Below are 19334 nucleotides of genomic sequence, written 5' to 3' on the forward strand. Positions count from 1 at the left end.
TACAATACTAAAAAAAAATGCTATACTTCTACCTAAAAGTCGTTAGGAGATATATGAAAAAGAAAATTTTATTACCTATTTTGGCATTCGCCGTATTGCTTATCGTGATTGCCGTCATATTTTCAAATAAAAAAAATAAAAAGGAGCCCGAAACTACAACGGAGGCTGCCACCACGGTAGAGGAAACTACCACTATGCCGCCTACAAAAACATATGAAACGGATGAAAACTATAAAAGAAAGATAGATTTTGATTCGCTTAAGGCTACAAACCCTGATGTTATAGCCTGGGTATATATCCCCGGTACAGTTATTGATTATCCTATACTATGGAAGGAATACGATATTGAGTACTATCTGCACCACGATATAAACCATAAGGAATCTTACTACTCCGTATATATGGACGGATACAGCAATTCGGATTTTTCAACACTCAACAATATCATCTACGGACACCATATGAAGGACGGCAAGATGTTCACGGATATAACAAAGTTTAAGGATGAAAACTTTTTCAAAGAACATAGGATGATATATATTTATACACCTAATAAGACATACAGGCTTAAGACTTTTGCGGCGCTTTATTCAGACTCCGCTCCTGAGAGAAGACAGACATATTTTGACGATATGGACTATTTCCATAAATATGTTGACCGGATGACCGAAAAGTGTAAGTTCAGAGATATTCCTGCAAGCGGAATTGATAAGATATGGTCCTTTATTACCTGCTCATATGAAGGTGATGATACCAGAACCATTCTGTATGCTTATGAGTTAAATGATGATGACGAGCCGCAAAGATACGATTTATCCGGTATTGATTTCGGTGCGGACCACAGGTAAAATTATAGCTGTTGTCAAATGCTATAACTTATAGTTATATGTATTATATTATATAATAAATTGACATTTATAATAATGGTGCTATAGTAAAGGGCGAACCAATTTATTTTATTGTTTTGTCAAAACTGTTATTATACTTTAAAATATTTGGAGGTAAAATGAGACGAGTATTTTCACTTATCGTAGATAATTCTTCAGGTGTTCTGAGCCGTGTGGCAGGTCTTTTCTCAAGAAGAGGCTATAATATCGACTCACTCACTGTAGGCGAAACAGCCGACCCGCGTTTTTCAAGAATGACCGTGGTCTCTATAGGAGATGAGGACACACTTGATCAGATAGTAAAACAGCTGCGAAAACTTGAAGATGTAAGAGATATCAAGGTTTTGGAGGAAGGCAAGAGTGTTTTCCGTGAAATCATTATGATAAAAGTTAAGGCAAACGCTTCACAAAGACAGGATATTGCGGCACTTTGTGACATATTCAGAGCCACTATTGTCGATGTGGCAAAAGATTGTCTGACTGTTATGCTTACAGGCGATAATTCAAAACTTGAAGCACTTTCAAATCTTCTTTCAGATTATGAAGTTTTGGAACTTGCAAGAACAGGACTTACCGCTCTTTCAAGAGGCAGTGAGGACGTAGTTGTTTTAAATTAGTTTTTTGACGATTCACCTAACAGGTTAATCATAAAAGTTTTTAGGAGGTATTATTTTATGTCTAAGATTTATTATCAAGAAGACTGTAATCTTTCAATGCTTGAGGGTAAGACTATTGCCATCATCGGTTATGGCAGCCAGGGACACGCACATGCATTGAACTTAAAGGAAAGCGGATGCGATGTAATCGTTGGTCTATATGAGGGCAGCAAGTCATGGGCTAAGGCAGAGGCACAGGGACTTAAGGTTTACACAGCTGCAGAGGCTGCAAAGAAGGCTGATATCATCATGATTCTTATCAATGATGAACTTCAGGCTGATATGTACAAGAAGGATATCGAGCCGAACCTTGAGGCCGGAAATATGCTTATGTTCGCTCACGGTTTCAATGTACATTTCGGATGTATCAAAGCACCTAAGGACGTTGATGTTACAATGATAGCTCCTAAGGCTCCGGGACATACTGTTCGTTCAGAGTACCTTGAGGGTAAGGGAACACCTTGTCTTGTAGCTGTTGAGCAGGATGCTACAGGTAAGGCACTTGAACTTGCACTTGCTTACGGTGCAGGTATCGGCGGCGCAAGAGCAGGTCTTTTGGAGACTACATTCCGTACAGAGACTGAGACTGACCTCTTCGGTGAGCAGGCAGTTCTTTGCGGCGGTGTTTGTGCACTTATGCAGGCAGGTTTTGAGACTCTTTGTGAGGCAGGTTATGACCCTAGAAACGCATACTTTGAGTGTATCCATGAGATGAAGCTTATCGTAGATCTTATCTATCAGTCAGGATTTGAGGGAATGAGATATTCTATCTCAAATACAGCAGAGTACGGTGACTACATCACAGGACCTAAGATCATCACAGATGATACAAAGAAGGCTATGAAGAAGATCCTTTCAGATATCCAGGACGGTACATTTGCTAAGGAGTTCTTACTTGATATGTCTCCTGCAGGTCGTCAGGTACACTTCAAGGCTATGAGAAAGCTTGCTTCAGAGCATCCTTCAGAGAAGATCGGTGCAGAGATCAGAAAGCTTTACAGCTGGAACAATGATGATGAGAAACTTATAAACAACTAAAACAAAAACAGGGGTAGCAAGCGCTACCCCGTTTTTTATTTTTAAATTATGTCTATTCCCCCTTTAAAGGTGTAAAAGTTCTGTCATCCTCAGCCTTGCCGGCTTTTACGGCATTTTCATAGGCCGCCTTTGCCTCTTTTACAAAGATTTCCTGTGAGTTTTTCTTTGCTTCATTGTTTTTCTTTACCTTTTCATAGCTGTCGTCAGGCAAGAGTATTGAAGCCTTTACATTATCTTCAAGCTCAACCTCAAGGTAGTGCTTGATACTCCTTATGATATCCTCATCTGCTACCGGGAATACTATCTCCACTCTCTTTTCAAGATTTCTATTCATCCAGTCTGCACTTCCAAGGAAAATTTCCTCTTCACTGTCTATACGGAAATCAAATATTCTGGCGTGTTCAAGGAATGTGCCCACTATCGATCTTACCGTAATATTTTCAGATACTCCCTTTATTCCTACTCTGAGGCAGCATATACCTCTGACTATAAGTTCTATCTTTACGCCTGCACAGCTTGCGGCATAAAGCGCTTCTATAATATCCTTATCTGAAAGTGAATTCATCTTCGCGATTATATGAGCATCACTGCCGTTTTTTGCAGCCTGTGTACATTGATTTATCTTATTTAAGAATATATCCTTCATCCAAAGCGGTGCTACAACATATCTCTTCCAAAACGGAGGCTCGGAGTATCCGCTGAGCATGTTAAAGACTGCCGTAGCGTCCTCGCCGTAACTTTCTCTTGCGGTAAACATACCTAGGTCAGTATACAATTTGGCAGTGGAATCATTATAGTTTCCAGTTCCAAGGTGTACATATCTTCTGATACCGTCCTCTTCTCTTCTCACTACAAGAGTTATCTTTGAGTGGGTCTTAAGCCCTACAAGTCCGTAGATTACATGACATCCCGCCTTTTCAAGCATCCTTGCCCAGTTGATATTGTTCTCCTCATCAAACCTTGCTTTAAGCTCCACCAAAACTGTAACCTGCTTACCGTTATCCGCCGCATTTGCAAGCGCCTTTATAATAGGAGAATTTCCGCTGACTCGATAAAGTGTCTGTTTGATAGCAAGTACATTCTTGTCTGCAGCCGCCTTTGATACAAAATCTATTACAGGGTCAAAGCTCTCATACGGATGTGAAAGTAATATATCTTTTTTCTTTATTTCCTCAAAAATATCTTCACAGTCCAAAAGTCTTGCATTGGCTACAGGGATATGCTTTTTATCCTTCAGATTGTCAAAGCCGTCAAGAGAGTATATCTTCATAAGAACTGTAAGATCCAGCGGTCCGTCTATTCTGAATACATCCTCTTCGTCAACATTCAGCTCGTTTTTTAAAAAGTTTAAAAGGCTTGCATCCATCCTCTCTTCCACTTCAAGTCTGATTGCCTCTCCCCACTGTCTTTTCTTCAACTTTTTCTTGATTTCCTCTAAAAGGTCAAGTGCCTCGTCCTCATCAAGCTTAAACTCCGCATTTCTCATTACTCTGAAGGTTGCAGCCGAGATTACCTCATAGTTTAAGAAAAGTTTATCAATATTTTTTTCGATAATATCTTCAAGATAGATTATCTTTCTTTCTTCAGAATCTGTAGGAATCTCTACAATTCTTGGAAGTACTGACGGTACCTGTACCATTGCAAAGTCCATATCTCCATCCACATTTCCAAGGTAGACATCCTTTTTCTTCTTCTTTGAGTTTTCATCCTTTCTCTTTCTGATAAGAGCCGCAATATTAAGTGTCTTATTTCTTACAAGCGGAAACGGTCTTGACGCATCCACAGCCATAGGTGTAAGCACAGGATATACAAACTCGTCGAAGTATTCATTTATAAACTTCTTCTCACTATGTGAAAGTTCATCGCCATGACCTAATATATGCAAATGATTCTCTTTTAGAAGCGGAAGCAGTGAACTGTAGATTTCATACTGTTTTCTTACAAAATCATGTGTCTCTTTTGCAAGTACATTAAGCTGCTTGTCCGCACTCATTCCCGCAATATCTTTTTTCTTATAGTCCGCATCCACCATATCCTTAAGTGATGCAATCCTTACCATGAAAAATTCATCTAAGTTTGATGATGTGATACTTAAAAATTTCAGCCTCTCAAAAAGCTTTACATCATCATCTTTAGCTTCATGTAAGACTCTTTTATTGAACTTAAGCCAAGACAGCTCTCTGTTGGTAAAATATTCCACATTGTCAAACTTTTCCATAAAGCCAACTCCTTTCTATCAAAAAGTCCTTATCTGTTTTAAAACAAACTCTATTCCAAAAATTTCTCTAAAAAAGTCTCTATGTGAATTAAAGCTCAGCATCTCAAGGCTCAAATCTCCCATATACCTTATCTCTAAAATCAGTTTATTATCGTCAAGTTTCAAACTGTAGTCCTTTATCTTTTGCTTATGTGACCTGTCAAGCGCATTTGCCATCTGTAATATAGCACTTAACTTCGCCAATCTGATATCTCTTTTATTGTAGATACTTTCTTCAGTGTCAATATTTGACATCTCGGCAACCAACATTCTCTCATCATGTGATATACCTATAATCTCACTTGACGAAATAATATTGTAGGTGGCCACATCACTGTTTTTCATATTGATAAACTTACCGATATTATGTAAGATTGCCGCTATCTGCACAAGTAGTCTGTCTCTTTCACTTAGACCGCTTAGACTCTTTATTGCATCAAATATCATCAGGGCATTCTTTTCCACCACTGTAGTGTGCTTACTGTTACCTCTGTATCTTTTTGCAAGACTCTTTGACGACGCAATAATATCCGCTCTGAAGTCATGTCCTGTATTTACTATATTACTTTTCTTGGCATACTCCGCCGCAATGCCGTCTATAAGCAAAGTTCCCGGCAACCATATTTCCTTGGCATTGAAAAGATCAAAGATTCTTTGGAAAATAAGTACACTCGGTATTATCATCTTTGCGTAGTTTTTGCCTACTCTGAGTATATTTTCTATTTCCTCCACACTCTTATCCCTTATTTTATCAAAGAGCGCTATAAACTCCTCGTAATTTACTATCATATCATCGGCGTCGCGATTCATATATTTGAACATATACATCAGCGGCTCTCCGACGCCTATAATAGTCTTTACCTTTTTATCTTTAAGATATATCTTTTTGAAAGTATTCAAATCGTTATCTATCAGCTCTGTGAGTACATTGTGCTTTTTTTCGGTGATATTGTCTATCTCTTCCACCATCTCTCTAAGCCTTAGAACTCCCAGTGAAAGATTTTGAGTACTCTGTATCGCGCCGTTATCATACAATGTAAGCTGCATACTTCCAAAACCTACATCCGCAACCGCAGTGCCGCTTCTTATATACTTTTCAAAAAGCTCCCCCTTTGCATCAATAGACATATAGTTGATAAATCTTTGCTCAGAGTTTGATATGATAGATATATCTATACCCGCTCTTACCTTTATCTGGTCAAGCACCTGCATATTGTTGGAGGCTTCTCTCATAGCACTGGTAGCATATGCCTTATAATCGTCCACTCTGTATGATTTCATTATTTTTTTGAAATCGGATAATACATCACAAAGCTCGTCAATCATTTCATAGCTTATCTTTCCGTACTTATATGTATCACTGCCAAGTGCAATGGTGTGCTTTATATAATCAACTCTCTTTATACCGGTCTTTGCCGATATTTCATAAATTCCAAGTTCAAGTTCAAACGAACCTACATCAATAGCCGCAAAATATCTTATGTCTCCCTTTTCCATACGCTCTCCATATTATTTTTGACCCTGTAAATAAGTTATAAACTGTGTTGCGCTTCTTCCTGACATACCTCCGTGTGAGAGTTCCCACATATTTGCCTTTGCAAGTATTTCCTTCTCGTCCATATCAATACCGTGCTTTTTAGCAAGTGAAAGTACAATGCCGTTAAACTCCTTCTTATCAGGTGAACCGTAGTAGATCTTTTCACCGAATCTGGCTGAGAGTGAAAGTTTTTCTTCCACTGTATCGCGGCTGTGAAGCTCTTCATCAGTCTCAGTCTTATCTCTGAAGCTCTCTCTTATAAGATGTCTTCTGTTGCTTGTAGCATAGATAAGTATATTCTCAGGTCTCTTTCCGAAACCTCCTTCAAGTATAGCTTTGAGATATTTATATTCAAGCTCAGACTCCTCAAAACTTAAATCATCCATATATATTATAAACTTATAGTTTCTGTCTTTTAACTGCTCAAGTATATCCGACAGATATCTGAACTGATGCTTATAAATCTCTATAATTCTAAGCCCCTTATCATAGTACTCATTTACAATCGCCTTGACACTTGATGACTTTCCGGTTCCGGCATCACCATATAGCAGGCAGTTGTTTGCCGGCTTACCGTTTATAAAACTCTCCGTATTGTGTGTGAGTTTTTTCTTTTGAATATCATAGCCTATTATATCCTCCAGATATACATGCTCAACTCTTGTAATCGGTATAATATTTGCAGAATTAAGATCGTTGCTCTCTTCTATACGAAATGCCTTATTAAGACCGAACTTACCTACACCGTACTCCTTATAAAACTCTGTAACGATATTTTTAAACTCCTCATCCGACTTTGCGCTTGAAAGCTGCTTTGACAATCTTAAAATTCTGTCTCTGACTCTTGTATTTACAAGCTTTGAATCTCTTCCGTTACCTACATAGTGTGATATTGCATCCAAAAGTTCATCATCTATATCAGGTACAAAGTGAAATAAATCTTTAAAAATTTTAAAGTCATGAAGTGCAAAGGTATTTATACTGCCTTTAGTCTCACCTATAATTTCTGTAGCTTTTGAATATACATTTTCATTGTACGCAAGCGCAAGTGCAAGGACATTTTCCCAAAGGTTACCGTCAAGTCCGTACTCTCCCGCAACCTCAAGCAACTTAGCAATTGTCTTACTTGTATCTACACTGTCCTTATTTAAGGAACAAAATTCTCTTATCGTATCTTCAAATTTTAAATTTCTATATAAAATCAAATCATCAATTATACTGTACATAAATACTCCTTACTTTACTGAACAATAATTCCCTAAAATTTTTAAAAAAGTGACTTCTTTTTTCAGTATCTCAAGCACATTTGAGACATTGGACAAACTCAAATTCCCCTCAATATCAATAAAAAACCTGTACTCAAAGGTCTTTTCAGGTATCGGTCTTGACTCCACCTTTACAAGGTTTAATCCGTTTAGTACAAATATTCCGAGAATATTGTAAAGCATACCTTTTTCATGCGGCAACTCCAAAATAAGGCTGAGCTTATTTGACTTTTTTGAGAAAATCTTCTCCTTGCTGAGTACTACAAATCTTGTAGTGTTGTTTGCATTTCTGTTAATTCCTTCATCCAAAACATCAAGATCATATAAATCACCTGAAAGTCTTGAAGCTATGGCGGCCTGTGATATGTCTTTATCATCCCTTACCTTTTTTGCCGAAACAGCCGTATTTAAAAGGCTTATTTGACTCCAGCCCGGATGCTCCTTAAGATAAGCGCTACATTGCATCAATGCCTGAGGATGAGAATACACAGTCCTTATATCATCAGGCTTTGCACCTCTTACCCCCAAAAGACAGTGACTGATATGAAGGTCATACTCCGCCACAATAACAACATCCTTTTTTAAAAGTAAATCGTATACATCACTTACTATTCCGGCTGACGAGTTTTCTATAGGTATTATACAATACTTTGCATTTCCGTTTAATACCTCATTTATCGCATCTTCAAAAGTATTTACATTCTCAGTCTCCACATCAGGAAAAAGTTTTTTTGTAACTATATGTGAATAAGCACCCTCTACGCCCTGATACACAACTCTTTTTATATCAAAGTCCATATATTCCTTACAAATAAACTCGGCTGTGATTTCTTTATATTTTGCCTTTGATATCAGCTTTATGAGCTCTCTTTTTTTATCTATCAGTTCTATTATCTTTTCATCCGTCTTATCAAGCTTTGCTTTTATCTCTTCAAGTCCTTGCATACCACTCCTAAGCCTTATTTTGTGCTACCATATTTTCAAGCATCTCTACTATCTTGCTTCTGGTATAGGCTCCAAGCTTTTTCTTTTCAGCATCAGGCAACTCATCTATAACAATCGGCTTTCCGTACTCTATTATTACTTTACTCTTTCTCATATATGGCAGGTGCTCTTCCCATATCTCATATGTACCGTATATTGCTACAGGAACTACAGGAACTTTTCCTTTTTCCGCAATCTTTAATGAACCTTCTTTGAACTCTTTCACATTCGTTACATCCGGGTTCATATTTCTGCCGCCCTCAGGACAAATCCACACGGAAACGCCTGATTTTACCTGATCTATGCCCTTTATAATAGTCTTTAATCCCTGCTTTATATCCTGCCTGTTCAAAAACAAGCAGTTTACAAGCTCCATCCACTGCTTAAGAAGTGGTGCATGGATCATCTCATACTTTGCGACAAACCCCAGCGGCTTTTTTGTGTATCCGAAACCTGTAAGAATATCAAAATAACTCCTATGGTTACTTACAAACAGCACACCGCCGTCCTTAGGTATATTCTCACTTCCTCTCACCTCCACTTTCGAGCCTGTAATAAAAATCATAAGCCTGAATACCGCACTTACCATACCTTGTGCAACAGATGTCGAAACATCAGGTCTGAACTTCCTTACAATAAGCAAAATAAGCATTACCGGTATAAAAAGTACCAAATACAAAAACAGTCCAAGTGCTACCAATATAAATTTTATCATATAAAAAATCCTCTCATTATAATAACGGGCTTAGGAGTCTGCTGACCTGCTCTTTTATTCTTTGCAGAAGTGAGCGATTCTTATACATATCAAATGTATACTCCTCAGAATCATAAATATCTCTCATAAAATTATCTTCAAGTTCCGTAGTGACTTCCTCGTCATAGATCATAGCGTTTACTTCAAAATTCAACTCAAAGCTTCTTATATCCATATTTGCGGTTCCTACACATGCCACCTTACCGTCGGCCATTACAGACTTGGCATGCAAAAATCCCCTCTCATATGTGTAGACCTTGCCTCCGGCCTCAAGCAGTGTGCCTGCCCAGCTTAACGTGGCTGAATATACAAAAGGGTGATCCGGCATACATGGTATCATAAGCCTTACATCCACACCCGATCTTGCCGCTACATTAAGTGCGCTCATAAATGCTTCATCAGGTATGAAATAAGGCGTGTGAATATACACATGGTCCTTCGCATTATTTATAATCTCTATATAATTATCTCTGATAAGCTTTGTTTCAGAATCCGGACCGCTTGATATTATTTGCATTCTGAGAACATCGTCACCGTTTTTAGGCAAAATGTTCATTTCCTCAAGCGGCTTAAAATATTTGTCACTGTTAAAGATGTCTTCTTTTGTGGCATAATTCCAGTCCAGACCGAATCTAAGTTCAAGCCCGTTGACCGCCTCACCCACTATTCTAAGATGTGTGTCTCTCCAGTGTCCGAATTTTTTTGAGCCGTCCACATATTCTTTTCCTATATTAAAACCTCCGACATAGCCTATTTTACCGTCAATAACCGCTATCTTTCTGTGATTTCTGTAGTTTATACGGAAATTTATCTTGCCGAGTGCGGCAGGAAAGAATACACCTATTTTTATCTTATGGGCTTTCATATTGTCTAAGAGCTTCTTTGACATAAATCTGCCGCCCATTCCGTCAAACAGTACTCTTACTTCCACTCCATCATCAGCCTTTTTTATAAGCTCTCTTGATATATTCCTAAAGAGGTAATCATTTTTTATTATATAATACTGTAAATGAATATACTCCTTTGCATTTTTTATATCCTCAATCAGTGCATCAAACTTGTCGTTTCCGTCGTTGAATATTTTTAATGTATTCTTCATTGTCATAAGCGACCCGCCGGATATCAGATTATACTGCATCTGCCTTTGGTATTTTTTTGTATAAGGGTCATTTAACACCCTGTCATTGTTTGCAAAAAACTTTTCCTGCTTTATTGCCGCCTTACTTATACTGTCTTCAACATTTTTTATCTTAAACATCTTGGACTTTCTGTAATCCTGACCTATAAGCAGGTAAAGTATAATGCCTACCACAGGCAAAAAATTGAGTGCCAAAAGCCATGTCCACACGGCTCTCGGCTCTCTTCTTTGAAAGAACACAATCACAATGGACAATACTAAGTTGATGTAGAATAAATGAACAAATGCTATATGGCCTGTTCTAAAAAAATCAAACATAAAACTCCTAAATGTTCATACTGTTAGGCTTATAAACTTGCCTTACAATCTGAAATTATATAATCCGATTCATTATACCACAAATGTCTAATTTTGGCATAGAAAAAAGAGCCGGTCGCCCGACTCTTTAAATCATATCTTATTTTTTTACGGTTGCACTAAGTTCATTATAAGGATCAAGATCTATATAAATGATATCCTTTGCACTAAGGTCTCCGTCTGAAAGTATCAATCTGGCAACCATAGTCTCCACATTCTTTTGCAGATATCTCTTTAACGGTCTTGCACCGTATGCAGGGTCATAACCGTTGTCGATGATATAGCTCTTTGCAGCATCACTTAATTCTACTGTAAGTTCCTTATCCTTAAGTCTTAAATTAAGTTCGTCAATAAGCAGGTTGATAATACCGCCGATATTGTCCTTTGTAAGAGGCTTGAACATTATAATCTCATCAAGTCTGTTAAGGAACTCAGGCCTGAAGCTGTTTCTAAGCTCGTTCATAACCTTTCCTCTGGCGTCTTCACTTATATCACCGTAGGTATTGATACCGTCAAGCAAATATGCGGAACCGATATTTGATGTCATAATTATGATGGTGTTTTTAAAGTCTACTGTCTTACCCAGAGAATCTGTAACTCTACCGTCATCCAATACCTGTAAAAGTACATTGAATACATCAGGATGTGCCTTCTCAATCTCGTCAAATAGTACTACGGAATAAGGTTTTCTTCTTACAGCCTCTGTAAGCTGTCCGCCCTCATCATATCCTACATATCCCGGAGGAGCTCCTATAAGTCTGCTCACGGAGAATTTCTCCATGTACTCGCTCATATCGATTCTTATCATGTTGTTCTCATCGTCAAAGAGTGCCTTTGCAAGTGATTTTGCAAGCTCCGTCTTACCTACACCTGTAGGTCCGAGGAACAGAAATGATCCTATAGGCTTTGAAGGGTCCTTTATACCTGCTCTTGAACGAATGATAGCGTCCGTAACCTTATCTACAGCCTCATCCTGTCCTATTACTCTCTCATGCAATGTATCTGCAAGGTGAAGTGTCTTCTCTCTTTCACTCTCATTAAGCTTTGAAACAGGGATATTTGTCCATCTTGAGATAATTCTTGCAATCTCATCATCTGTAACAGCCTCACGAAGCAGACTTAGATCTTCTTTCTTTACCTTCTCTTCTTCAGCCTGTAACTGCTTTTTAAGTTCAGGTAACTTACCGTACTGCAACTCTGCTGCCTTGTTAAGGTCATAGCTTTGTTTTGCGGCACTTATCTGCCTGTTAACCTCATCTATCTCACCTCTAAGCTTTGCAAGTCCCTCAACACTTTTCTTTTCATTTTCCCACTTTGACTTCGCTTCGTTAAGCTCGTCATTGACTTCAGCCAACTCTTTTTGAAGTGCTTCAAGCCTTTCTTTTGAAAGATTGTCGTCCTCTTTTTTAAGTGCGGTCTCTTCTATTTGAAGTTGCATCTGCTTTCTGTTTAACTCGTCAATCTCTGTAGGAACAGAGTTAAGCTCCGTCTTTATAAGGGCACATGCCTCATCTACAAGGTCAATAGCCTTATCAGGTAAAAACCTGTCGCTGATATATCTGTCTGAAAGTACTGCCGCACTTACCAGTGCACCGTCAGTTATCTTAACACCGTGATAACTCTCATATCTTTCCTTAAGTCCACGTAGAATAGATATTGTATCCTCTACAGAAGGCTCTTCTACAAGTACAGGCTGGAATCTTCTCTCAAGTGCAGGATCCTTTTCAATGTACTTTCTATACTCGTCAAGTGTAGTCGCACCTATACAATGCAACTCACCTCTTGCAAGCATAGGCTTTAACATATTTCCGGCATCCATGCTTCCTTCAGTCTTACCTGCGCCTACTATAGTGTGAAGCTCATCAATGAAAAGTATTATCTCTCCGTTTGATTTCTTCACTTCATCAAGTACCGCCTTAAGTCTTTCCTCAAACTCACCTCTGTACTTGGCACCTGCTATAAGTGCACCCATATCAAGTGCAAAAAGTCTCTTATCCTTTAAGTTGTTCGGAACATCACCGGCTACTATTCTGCCTGCAAGTCCTTCAACTACCGCAGTCTTACCTACACCGGGTTCACCGATAAGTACAGGGTTGTTCTTTGTCTTACGGCTAAGTATTCTTACCACATTTCTTATCTCGCTGTCTCTTCCTATTACAGGGTCAAGCTTTTGCTGCCTTGCACGCTCAACCAAGTCATAACCGTACTTATTGAGTGTATCATATGTAGCTTCAGGATTGTCTGAAACAACTCTTTGATTACCTCTGACCTCTGAAAGCACCTTTAAGAACTTATCCTTATCAATGCCGTACATTCTGAAAATCTGTGCTACATTTGATGAAGGATTCTCAAGTATATTAAGGAAAATATGCTCTACGGAAACATATTCATCTCCCATACTCTTTGCAACATCTTCAGCTGTTATCAGTATTTTATTTAAATCATTACTTATATAGCTTTGACCGCCGCTAACCTTTGGAAGCTTTTCAATGGCAGCCTCAACTTCATTTCTAAATTCAATTTCATTGATACCCATTTTCTTAATAAGATTGACTATCAATGAGCCCTCTATATCTAACAGTGATGCCAACAGATGTATCTGTTCGATTTGCTGATTACCATGAGTAGCAGCAACCTTTTCCATATTCTGAACGGCCTCAATGGACTTTTGCGTAAATTTGCTAATGTTCATTAACTCACCACCTCTATTCTTTATTTGTTATATATGTACTATAACAGAGTACTTATAAGTTGTCAAGCATTTTTTGAAAATATTTTCATAAAAATATAAAAAAGCGCCATCATATGGATAATCCACATATGATAACGCCTTATAAATTTTATAATTATCTACTTTCTTCCAATTTTTTGCTTTATAGCAGCCAACATCTTATTTTCTTTTACCAACAGACCGTCAAATATCATAAGCAGTGCAGGCAGCAAAAAGATAACAAATGCCATAGACACTATCGCACCTCTGCCTATCAGATGTCCAAGCTGACCTATTGCCGGAAGCTTTGAAATAAAACTTACCACATAACCGCAAATAACAAGTATTGTACCTGAAGTAAGTATCGAATGCATACTGAACTTAGTCATCTTTATTGCCGATTCTTTCTTATTAAGTCTCTTTCTAAGCTCTCTATAGTTTGAAATTGAAAGTATGGCATAGTCTACAGTCGCACCCAGCTGAATACTGCTTACTACTATATATCCTATAAAAGCCAGCTTCGTTCCATATATATATGAAAAACTCATATTTACAAAAATAGCCATTTCAATAGGTATCATAGCAAGCAGTGCAAGAAGTACAGATTTAAACGAGAATGCAACTACCAAAAATACTCCAAGTAATGATAAATTATTTACCTTATTATAGTCTTCCTTAAGTATCTTTTCCATATCCATAGTGGCGTAGGTATTACCTGTAATATAGTTCTCATTCGGATAATACTCATTCACTATCTGCTTTATCTCATTTGCCGAACTGTACGCAAGCTTACTCTCACCCTTGGTCTTTGTGAATACAAGTATTCTGGCATATCCGTCCTTATGTAATAAGCTTACGGTATCACTTGGAATAATCTTTTCAGGTATACCGTCAGGCAGTGTATCAGCCAATGATGTGACACTCTTTACATAATCAAGAGATTTTAACTTCTCCGCCAGTGCCTTCTCCGTGACATTGCTTGTAGAAGGTACCAATATAACATTGAGATTTGACCTGCCGAATACCTTGTTTATCTCCTCACTGTGTTCATACAAAGAGGTTCCCTCTCCTGCACCTACAGCGTCATTTCCATACATAAAGTTGGTCATTCCCTGTGCCATATATGAAGGAATCAGTATAACAAGTGCAAATATAAAAAATCCCTTTGAGATCTTATTTACAAACTTTGAAGTTTTGTCAAATTCAGGTAAAAACTCTCTATGTCTTGTCTTTTCAATTATAGGCATCCAGCTGAGTATAAGCGAAGGCATAAAGAACACTATCGAAAATATTGAACATACTATTCCCTTTGCAAGTACAATACCCAGGTCAAAGCCCATTGAGAATTTCATTATTACAAATACTATAAATCCTACAAATGTGGTAAGTGAGCTTGCCGAAATAGTCTTTATAGATGTTCTTAGCGCATTCTTTAGAGCAATTGTCTTATCCGCTTCCTTTTTTTGTTCCACCTTATATGCATTCAATAGGAATATTGAATAATCCATAGACACCGCAAGCTGTAATACCGCCGACACATTGTTTGTAATAAACGAAATACTGTTTAAGAATATATTTGTACCCCTGTTTATAAATATCGCAGTTCCGATAACACTTAAGAAAAGCACAGGCTCAAACCATGAGGAAGTTGTTACCAAAAGTACCAAAAATACAAATATTACACCTATTGCAAGTATAAGATTCATCTGAGATGAAACTTCTTCTTCGGTAAACTTATTCTGTGGCGCGCTTCCTACCAGATAGCCCCTGTCGCCTATTATCTTTTCCATCTTATCAATTGCCTTATGTGTAAGCTTACTTGAATCACCTTTTACAAAAGTTATATCCATTACAGCCTTATTATCCTTATAATAATCCGATACGTCATCATATTTCATAAAGCTGTTTGACTCATAGACATTCTCGGTAGTGTCAAGCCAAAGTATCCTGTCCACGCCTTCGACCTTTTCAAGCTGCTGCTTAATGGCGTTGGCCTCGTATATTGTGACATCCTTAAGCATAAGTCTGGCGGTTCCCGGATATCCGAATGTCTTTTCCATCTTATTTATTGCGGCCTTTGAAGGCGCGCTTGCAGGTAAATACTTAGTCAAATCATAGTTTATATTTACAAACGGTGTAAAAAGAAGTGAAATAAAGAGCAAAATCAAAAAAACTCTTCTTATTCCTTTATTATGATCTACAATAAACCCTGCAAAATCCTTTTGGTTTGTTTCCTTCATATCATCCAACCTCTCTAAAACTTCATTAACAGGATGTAAGTATATTGCAAATCGACACATTTGTAAATATCAACATCAGAACTTTAATAGACACTTGTCTATAAAATTGTTTTTATATTTTTAATCTTGTAAAAGTATAAAATATGGACTATAATACGAAAAATGATTTTTGTAAAGGAGAAGTATGAGACATCTTTTAAACCCGTTGGATTTTTCTGTTGAAGAAACTAATAAGCTTTTGGAGCTTGCTATTGATATTGAAAACAACAGGGATAAGTATTCCAAAATTTGTGAAGGAAAAAAATTAGCAACTTTGTTCTATGAGCCAAGCACACGAACCAGACTTTCATTTGAAGCTGCTATGCTTAATTTGGGAGGTAGCGTACTTGGCTTTCATTCTGCCGACTCGTCATCTGCGGCAAAGGGCGAAAGTGTTGCAGATACTATCAGAGTCATCTCATCATATGCCGATATAGCGGCTATGCGTCACCCAAAAGAAGGTGCACCGCTGGTTGCAAGCAAGTTTTCTTCCATCCCGGTAATCAATGCAGGAGACGGCGGACATCAGCATCCTACACAGACACTTACAGACCTTCTTACAATCAAGCGACTTAAAGGAGATATAGCAAATCTTACTGTAGGACTTTGCGGCGATCTTAAGTTCGGCAGAACGGTGCATTCTCTTATCAACGCTCTTATCAGATATCCGAATATCAAATTTGTTCTTATTTCTCCGGAAGAGCTGAAAGTTCCCGACTATATCAGAGACGATGTACTCAAGGCCAACAATATAGAGTTTGCCGAGGTGACAAACCTTGACGAGGCTATACCTGAACTTGATATACTCTATATGACCAGAGTCCAAAGAGAGCGTTTCTTCAATGAAGAGGATTATATCCGTTTGAAAGATACCTATATACTTGACAAGAAAAAACTCTCACATGCAAAGAAAGATATGTACATACTTCATCCGCTTCCAAGAGTAAATGAAATCAGTGTTGAGGTGGATAACGACCCGAGAGCCGCATACTTTAGACAGGCACAGTTTGGCGTATATGTAAGAATGGCTTTGATTCTCACTCTTTTGGAGGTAATATAATGTTAAATATAAGCGGATTAAATGAAGGCGTGGTACTTGACCATATAGAGGCAGGTAAGAGCCTTGATATATACTACAATTTAGGACTTGACAAGCTGGATATCCCTGTTGCTATCATAAAGAATGCCAAGTCAAAAAAAATGGGTAAAAAAGATATCATAAAGATAGAGGGTGATGTGCTTGATTTGATTGATTTTGATGTAATCGGATATATCGACCACAATATCACAATCAATGTTATAAAAAATAATGCTATAGTTGAGAAAAAGACTGTTTCATTACCTGAGAAGATAACCAATATCATCAAGTGTAAGAACCCAAGATGTATCACCTCTATAGAGCAGGAGCTTCCTCATATCTTCTACCTTTCAGATAAGGAAAACGAGGTATATCGCTGTATCTACTGTGAAGAAAAGAGAAAAAAGAAAAAATAAGATTATAAAAAGCTTTGCATATGCGAAGCTTTTTTGTTTCCTGAAGTATGACGCAAAAATGCCGAATCCATAAACAGGATTCGACATCAATCACTATACCAATATAGCCTTTTTTATTTCCACTTTTTCCGGAAGTCCCTTTATCTCTCTTAGAATCTGCATGAACTCTTTGCCTGTTATTGTTTCCTTTGTTATAAGGAATTCAGCCAGCTTATCCATTACCTCTCTGTTTTCACTGAGTATTCTGATAGCTTCATCATAGCTGTTTTTAAGGATTCTCATTACCTCATTGTCTATCTCGGTAGCTGTAGTATCACCACAGTCAAGCACCGCTCTGCCTGAGAGATACTGATTTTCAACCTTTGCAAGACCTATGAGACCGAATCGCTCACTCATACCGTACTGAGTAACCATGGCTCTGGCAATAGAAGTGGCCTTTTCAATATCATTTGAAGCACCTGTTGTCACAGAATCAAATACTATCTGCTCCGCCGCTCTACCTCCGAGAGTACTTACAAGCATATCCTCAAGTTCTTTTTTAGACTTCAGATATGTCTCCTCCTCAGGTACATACATTACATAGCCCAAGGCTCCCATAGTTCTCGGCACAATGGTAATCTTTTGGACAGGTTCCGAGTTCTTTTGAAGAGCCGATATAAGAGCATGTCCCACCTCATGGTATGACACAATCCTTCTCTCTTCCTGATTAAGTACTCTGTCTTTTTTCTCCTTGCCGACAAGTACCACCTCTACAGCTTCAAAAAGGTCTTTTTGCTTTACAGCCTTTCTCCCCTTCTTTACAGCCAATATGGCGGCCTCATTTATCATATTTGCAAGGTCGGAACCCACCGCACCTGATGTTGCAAGTCCGATAGCCTCAAGGTCTACAGAGTCATCCATCAACACATCTTTTGAATGCACTTTAAGGATTGCAACTCTACCCTTAAGGTCCGGCCTTTCTACAATCACTCTTCTGTCAAATCTGCCCGGACGAAGCAGTGCAGGGTCAAGTATCTCAGGTCTGTTTGTAGCTCCGAGTACTATAAGTCCCTTGGAAGAGTCAAAGCCGTCCATCTCTGAAAGAAGCTGATTGAGAGTCTGTTCTCTCTCATCATTTCCTCCTCCCATCCTTGAATCTCTGCTCTTACCTATGGCATCTATCTCGTCTATAAAAATGATAGCGGGTGCCGCTTCCTGTGCCTGTTTGAATAGGTCTCTTACTCTTGAAGCACCTACACCGACAAACATCTCAACGAAGTCTGAACCTGAGAGTGAAAAGAAAGGCACATCCGCTTCTCCGGCTACAGCCTTTGCAAGCAGGGTCTTTCCGGTTCCGGGAGGTCCTACCAAAAGAGCGCCCTTTGGAAGCTTGGCTCCAATCTTGGTATATTTCTCAGGGTTGTGCAAAAAGTCGACTATTTCCGTCAAAGACTCCTTTGCCTCATCCTCACCGGCTACATCCTTGAATGTTATACCGGTTTCTTTTTGAACATATACCTTGGCATTGCTCTTTCCGACTCCCATGAATCCACCGCCGCCCATTCTCTTCATCAGGAAATTCATCATGAGTACAAAGAATATAAACGGCAGAATAAAGCTTAAAAACGACAATATCGCGGAGGTTGTCTCAAACCTTTCCATAGTAGCCGGTACATTGGCGGCATAAAGTCTGTCAACCAATGTATCATCCTCTATTCTGACAGTCTTATAAACCGTCATTGATGAGTAATCTGAAAGATTAGGCTTAACCTTGATTTCAATAGAATTTGCCATCACCTTCACAGATTCCACCTTACCGTCATTTACCATTTTCATAAACTCGGTATAGGGTACTTCCTTTGTGGTAGCACTCTTTAATCTGCTTGAGAGCAGACTTACCGCAAAAAATGCAATGGCGGCCGCAATTATAAGTATTATTATCGTCCTGTTATTAAGGCCATTGGATTCATTTTTGTTTTTTTTATCCATACACTTCCTT

General features: G+C 38.3%; 14 protein-coding genes. 5 read left to right on the forward strand and 9 right to left on the reverse strand.

Annotation, left to right across the window (positions count from 1 at the left end):
- Window positions 1-53: 53 nt before the first annotated feature.
- The 3 genes from srtB (at window position 54) to ilvC (ending at window position 2581) form a co-directional block, all read left to right on the forward strand.
- A complete protein-coding gene (gene srtB, locus EHW90_RS06535) occupies window positions 54-848 on the forward strand; it encodes a class B sortase (protein ID WP_124952074.1) in 795 nt (264 codons plus the stop codon).
- A 158-nt stretch (window positions 849-1006) separates the two neighbouring features.
- Entirely contained in the window at window positions 1007-1504 is a 498-nt protein-coding gene (gene ilvN, locus EHW90_RS06540; RefSeq protein WP_009445922.1) for an acetolactate synthase small subunit, read from the forward strand.
- 57 nt (window positions 1505-1561) lie between these two features.
- Entirely contained in the window at window positions 1562-2581 is a 1020-nt protein-coding gene (ilvC, locus tag EHW90_RS06545) for a ketol-acid reductoisomerase (protein WP_124952075.1), read from the forward strand.
- 52 nt (window positions 2582-2633) lie between these two features.
- Here ilvC and EHW90_RS06550 read toward each other — a convergent pair whose 3' ends face one another.
- The 8 genes from EHW90_RS06550 to EHW90_RS06585 form a co-directional block, all read right to left on the reverse strand.
- Window positions 2634-4799, reverse strand: a complete 2166-nt coding sequence (locus EHW90_RS06550) for an RNA degradosome polyphosphate kinase (protein ID WP_124952076.1) — start codon at window positions 4797-4799, stop codon at window positions 2634-2636.
- A gap of 18 nt (window positions 4800-4817) precedes the next feature.
- Entirely contained in the window at window positions 4818-6335 is a 1518-nt protein-coding gene (locus EHW90_RS06555; protein ID WP_124952077.1) for a Ppx/GppA phosphatase family protein, read from the reverse strand.
- Window positions 6336-6347: 12 nt separating this feature from the next.
- Entirely contained in the window at window positions 6348-7601 is a 1254-nt protein-coding gene (locus tag EHW90_RS06560; RefSeq protein ID WP_124952078.1) for an ATP-binding protein, read from the reverse strand.
- Between the two features lie 9 nt (window positions 7602-7610).
- The gene (gene pheA, locus EHW90_RS06565) at window positions 7611-8585 is read right to left on the reverse strand and encodes a prephenate dehydratase (protein ID WP_124952079.1); all 975 of its coding nucleotides are present in this window, start codon (window positions 8583-8585) and stop codon (window positions 7611-7613) included.
- 7 nt (window positions 8586-8592) lie between these two features.
- Window positions 8593-9339 (reverse strand): lysophospholipid acyltransferase family protein, encoded by a 747-nt coding sequence (locus tag EHW90_RS06570; RefSeq protein WP_124952080.1) that lies wholly within the window; start codon window positions 9337-9339, stop codon window positions 8593-8595.
- A 16-nt stretch (window positions 9340-9355) separates the two neighbouring features.
- Window positions 9356-10834 (reverse strand): cardiolipin synthase, encoded by a 1479-nt coding sequence (gene cls / locus EHW90_RS06575; protein WP_124952081.1) that lies wholly within the window; start codon window positions 10832-10834, stop codon window positions 9356-9358.
- A gap of 139 nt (window positions 10835-10973) precedes the next feature.
- Window positions 10974-13565, reverse strand: a complete 2592-nt coding sequence (gene clpB / locus EHW90_RS06580; RefSeq protein WP_124952082.1) for an ATP-dependent chaperone ClpB — start codon at window positions 13563-13565, stop codon at window positions 10974-10976.
- Between the two features lie 158 nt (window positions 13566-13723).
- Window positions 13724-15823, reverse strand: coding sequence for an efflux RND transporter permease subunit (locus EHW90_RS06585; RefSeq protein ID WP_124952083.1), 2100 nt, complete (start codon window positions 15821-15823; stop codon window positions 13724-13726).
- 184 nt (window positions 15824-16007) lie between these two features.
- On the opposite strand from EHW90_RS06585, the gene pyrB reads away from it, so the two are divergent.
- Together pyrB and EHW90_RS06595 are read left to right on the forward strand one after the other, a co-directional pair.
- The gene (pyrB, locus tag EHW90_RS06590) at window positions 16008-16922 is read left to right on the forward strand and encodes an aspartate carbamoyltransferase (protein WP_124952084.1); all 915 of its coding nucleotides are present in this window, start codon (window positions 16008-16010) and stop codon (window positions 16920-16922) included.
- Entirely contained in the window at window positions 16922-17356 is a 435-nt protein-coding gene (locus EHW90_RS06595) for an aspartate carbamoyltransferase regulatory subunit (RefSeq protein ID WP_009445920.1), read from the forward strand. Before pyrB ends, EHW90_RS06595 begins: the two co-directional genes overlap by 1 nt.
- A 93-nt stretch (window positions 17357-17449) precedes the next feature.
- On the opposite strand, the gene ftsH is transcribed toward EHW90_RS06595, so the two are convergent.
- Window positions 17450-19324: an ATP-dependent zinc metalloprotease FtsH gene (gene ftsH, locus EHW90_RS06600; RefSeq protein WP_124952085.1), complete on the reverse strand. Its 1875-nt coding sequence runs from the start codon at window positions 19322-19324 to the stop codon at window positions 17450-17452.
- Between the last annotated feature and the right edge of the window lie 10 nt (window positions 19325-19334).

It is taken from the genome of Lachnoanaerobaculum orale (assembly GCF_003862485.1).
GTDB classification, from domain to species: domain Bacteria; phylum Bacillota; class Clostridia; order Lachnospirales; family Lachnospiraceae; genus Lachnoanaerobaculum; species Lachnoanaerobaculum orale.

Coding starts and splice junctions, on each gene's coding strand:
- EHW90_RS06560 (WP_124952078.1), bottom strand. CDS start 7,601: ATGTACAGTATAATTGATGATTTGATTTTATATAGAAATTTAAAATTT.
- pheA (WP_124952079.1), bottom strand. CDS start 8,585: ATGCAAGGACTTGAAGAGATAAAAGCAAAGCTTGATAAGACGGATGAA.
- ilvC (WP_124952075.1), top strand. CDS start 1,562: ATGTCTAAGATTTATTATCAAGAAGACTGTAATCTTTCAATGCTTGAG.
- clpB (WP_124952082.1), bottom strand. CDS start 13,565: ATGAACATTAGCAAATTTACGCAAAAGTCCATTGAGGCCGTTCAGAAT.
- ilvN (WP_009445922.1), top strand. CDS start 1,007: ATGAGACGAGTATTTTCACTTATCGTAGATAATTCTTCAGGTGTTCTG.
- EHW90_RS06555 (WP_124952077.1), bottom strand. CDS start 6,335: ATGGAAAAGGGAGACATAAGATATTTTGCGGCTATTGATGTAGGTTCG.
- EHW90_RS06570 (WP_124952080.1), bottom strand. CDS start 9,339: ATGATAAAATTTATATTGGTAGCACTTGGACTGTTTTTGTATTTGGTA.
- EHW90_RS06585 (WP_124952083.1), bottom strand. CDS start 15,823: ATGAAGGAAACAAACCAAAAGGATTTTGCAGGGTTTATTGTAGATCAT.
- cls (WP_124952081.1), bottom strand. CDS start 10,834: ATGTTTGATTTTTTTAGAACAGGCCATATAGCATTTGTTCATTTATTC.
- ftsH (WP_124952085.1), bottom strand. CDS start 19,324: ATGGATAAAAAAAACAAAAATGAATCCAATGGCCTTAATAACAGGACG.
- EHW90_RS06595 (WP_009445920.1), top strand. CDS start 16,922: ATGTTAAATATAAGCGGATTAAATGAAGGCGTGGTACTTGACCATATA.
- srtB (WP_124952074.1), top strand. CDS start 54: ATGAAAAAGAAAATTTTATTACCTATTTTGGCATTCGCCGTATTGCTT.
- pyrB (WP_124952084.1), top strand. CDS start 16,008: ATGAGACATCTTTTAAACCCGTTGGATTTTTCTGTTGAAGAAACTAAT.
- EHW90_RS06550 (WP_124952076.1), bottom strand. CDS start 4,799: ATGGAAAAGTTTGACAATGTGGAATATTTTACCAACAGAGAGCTGTCT.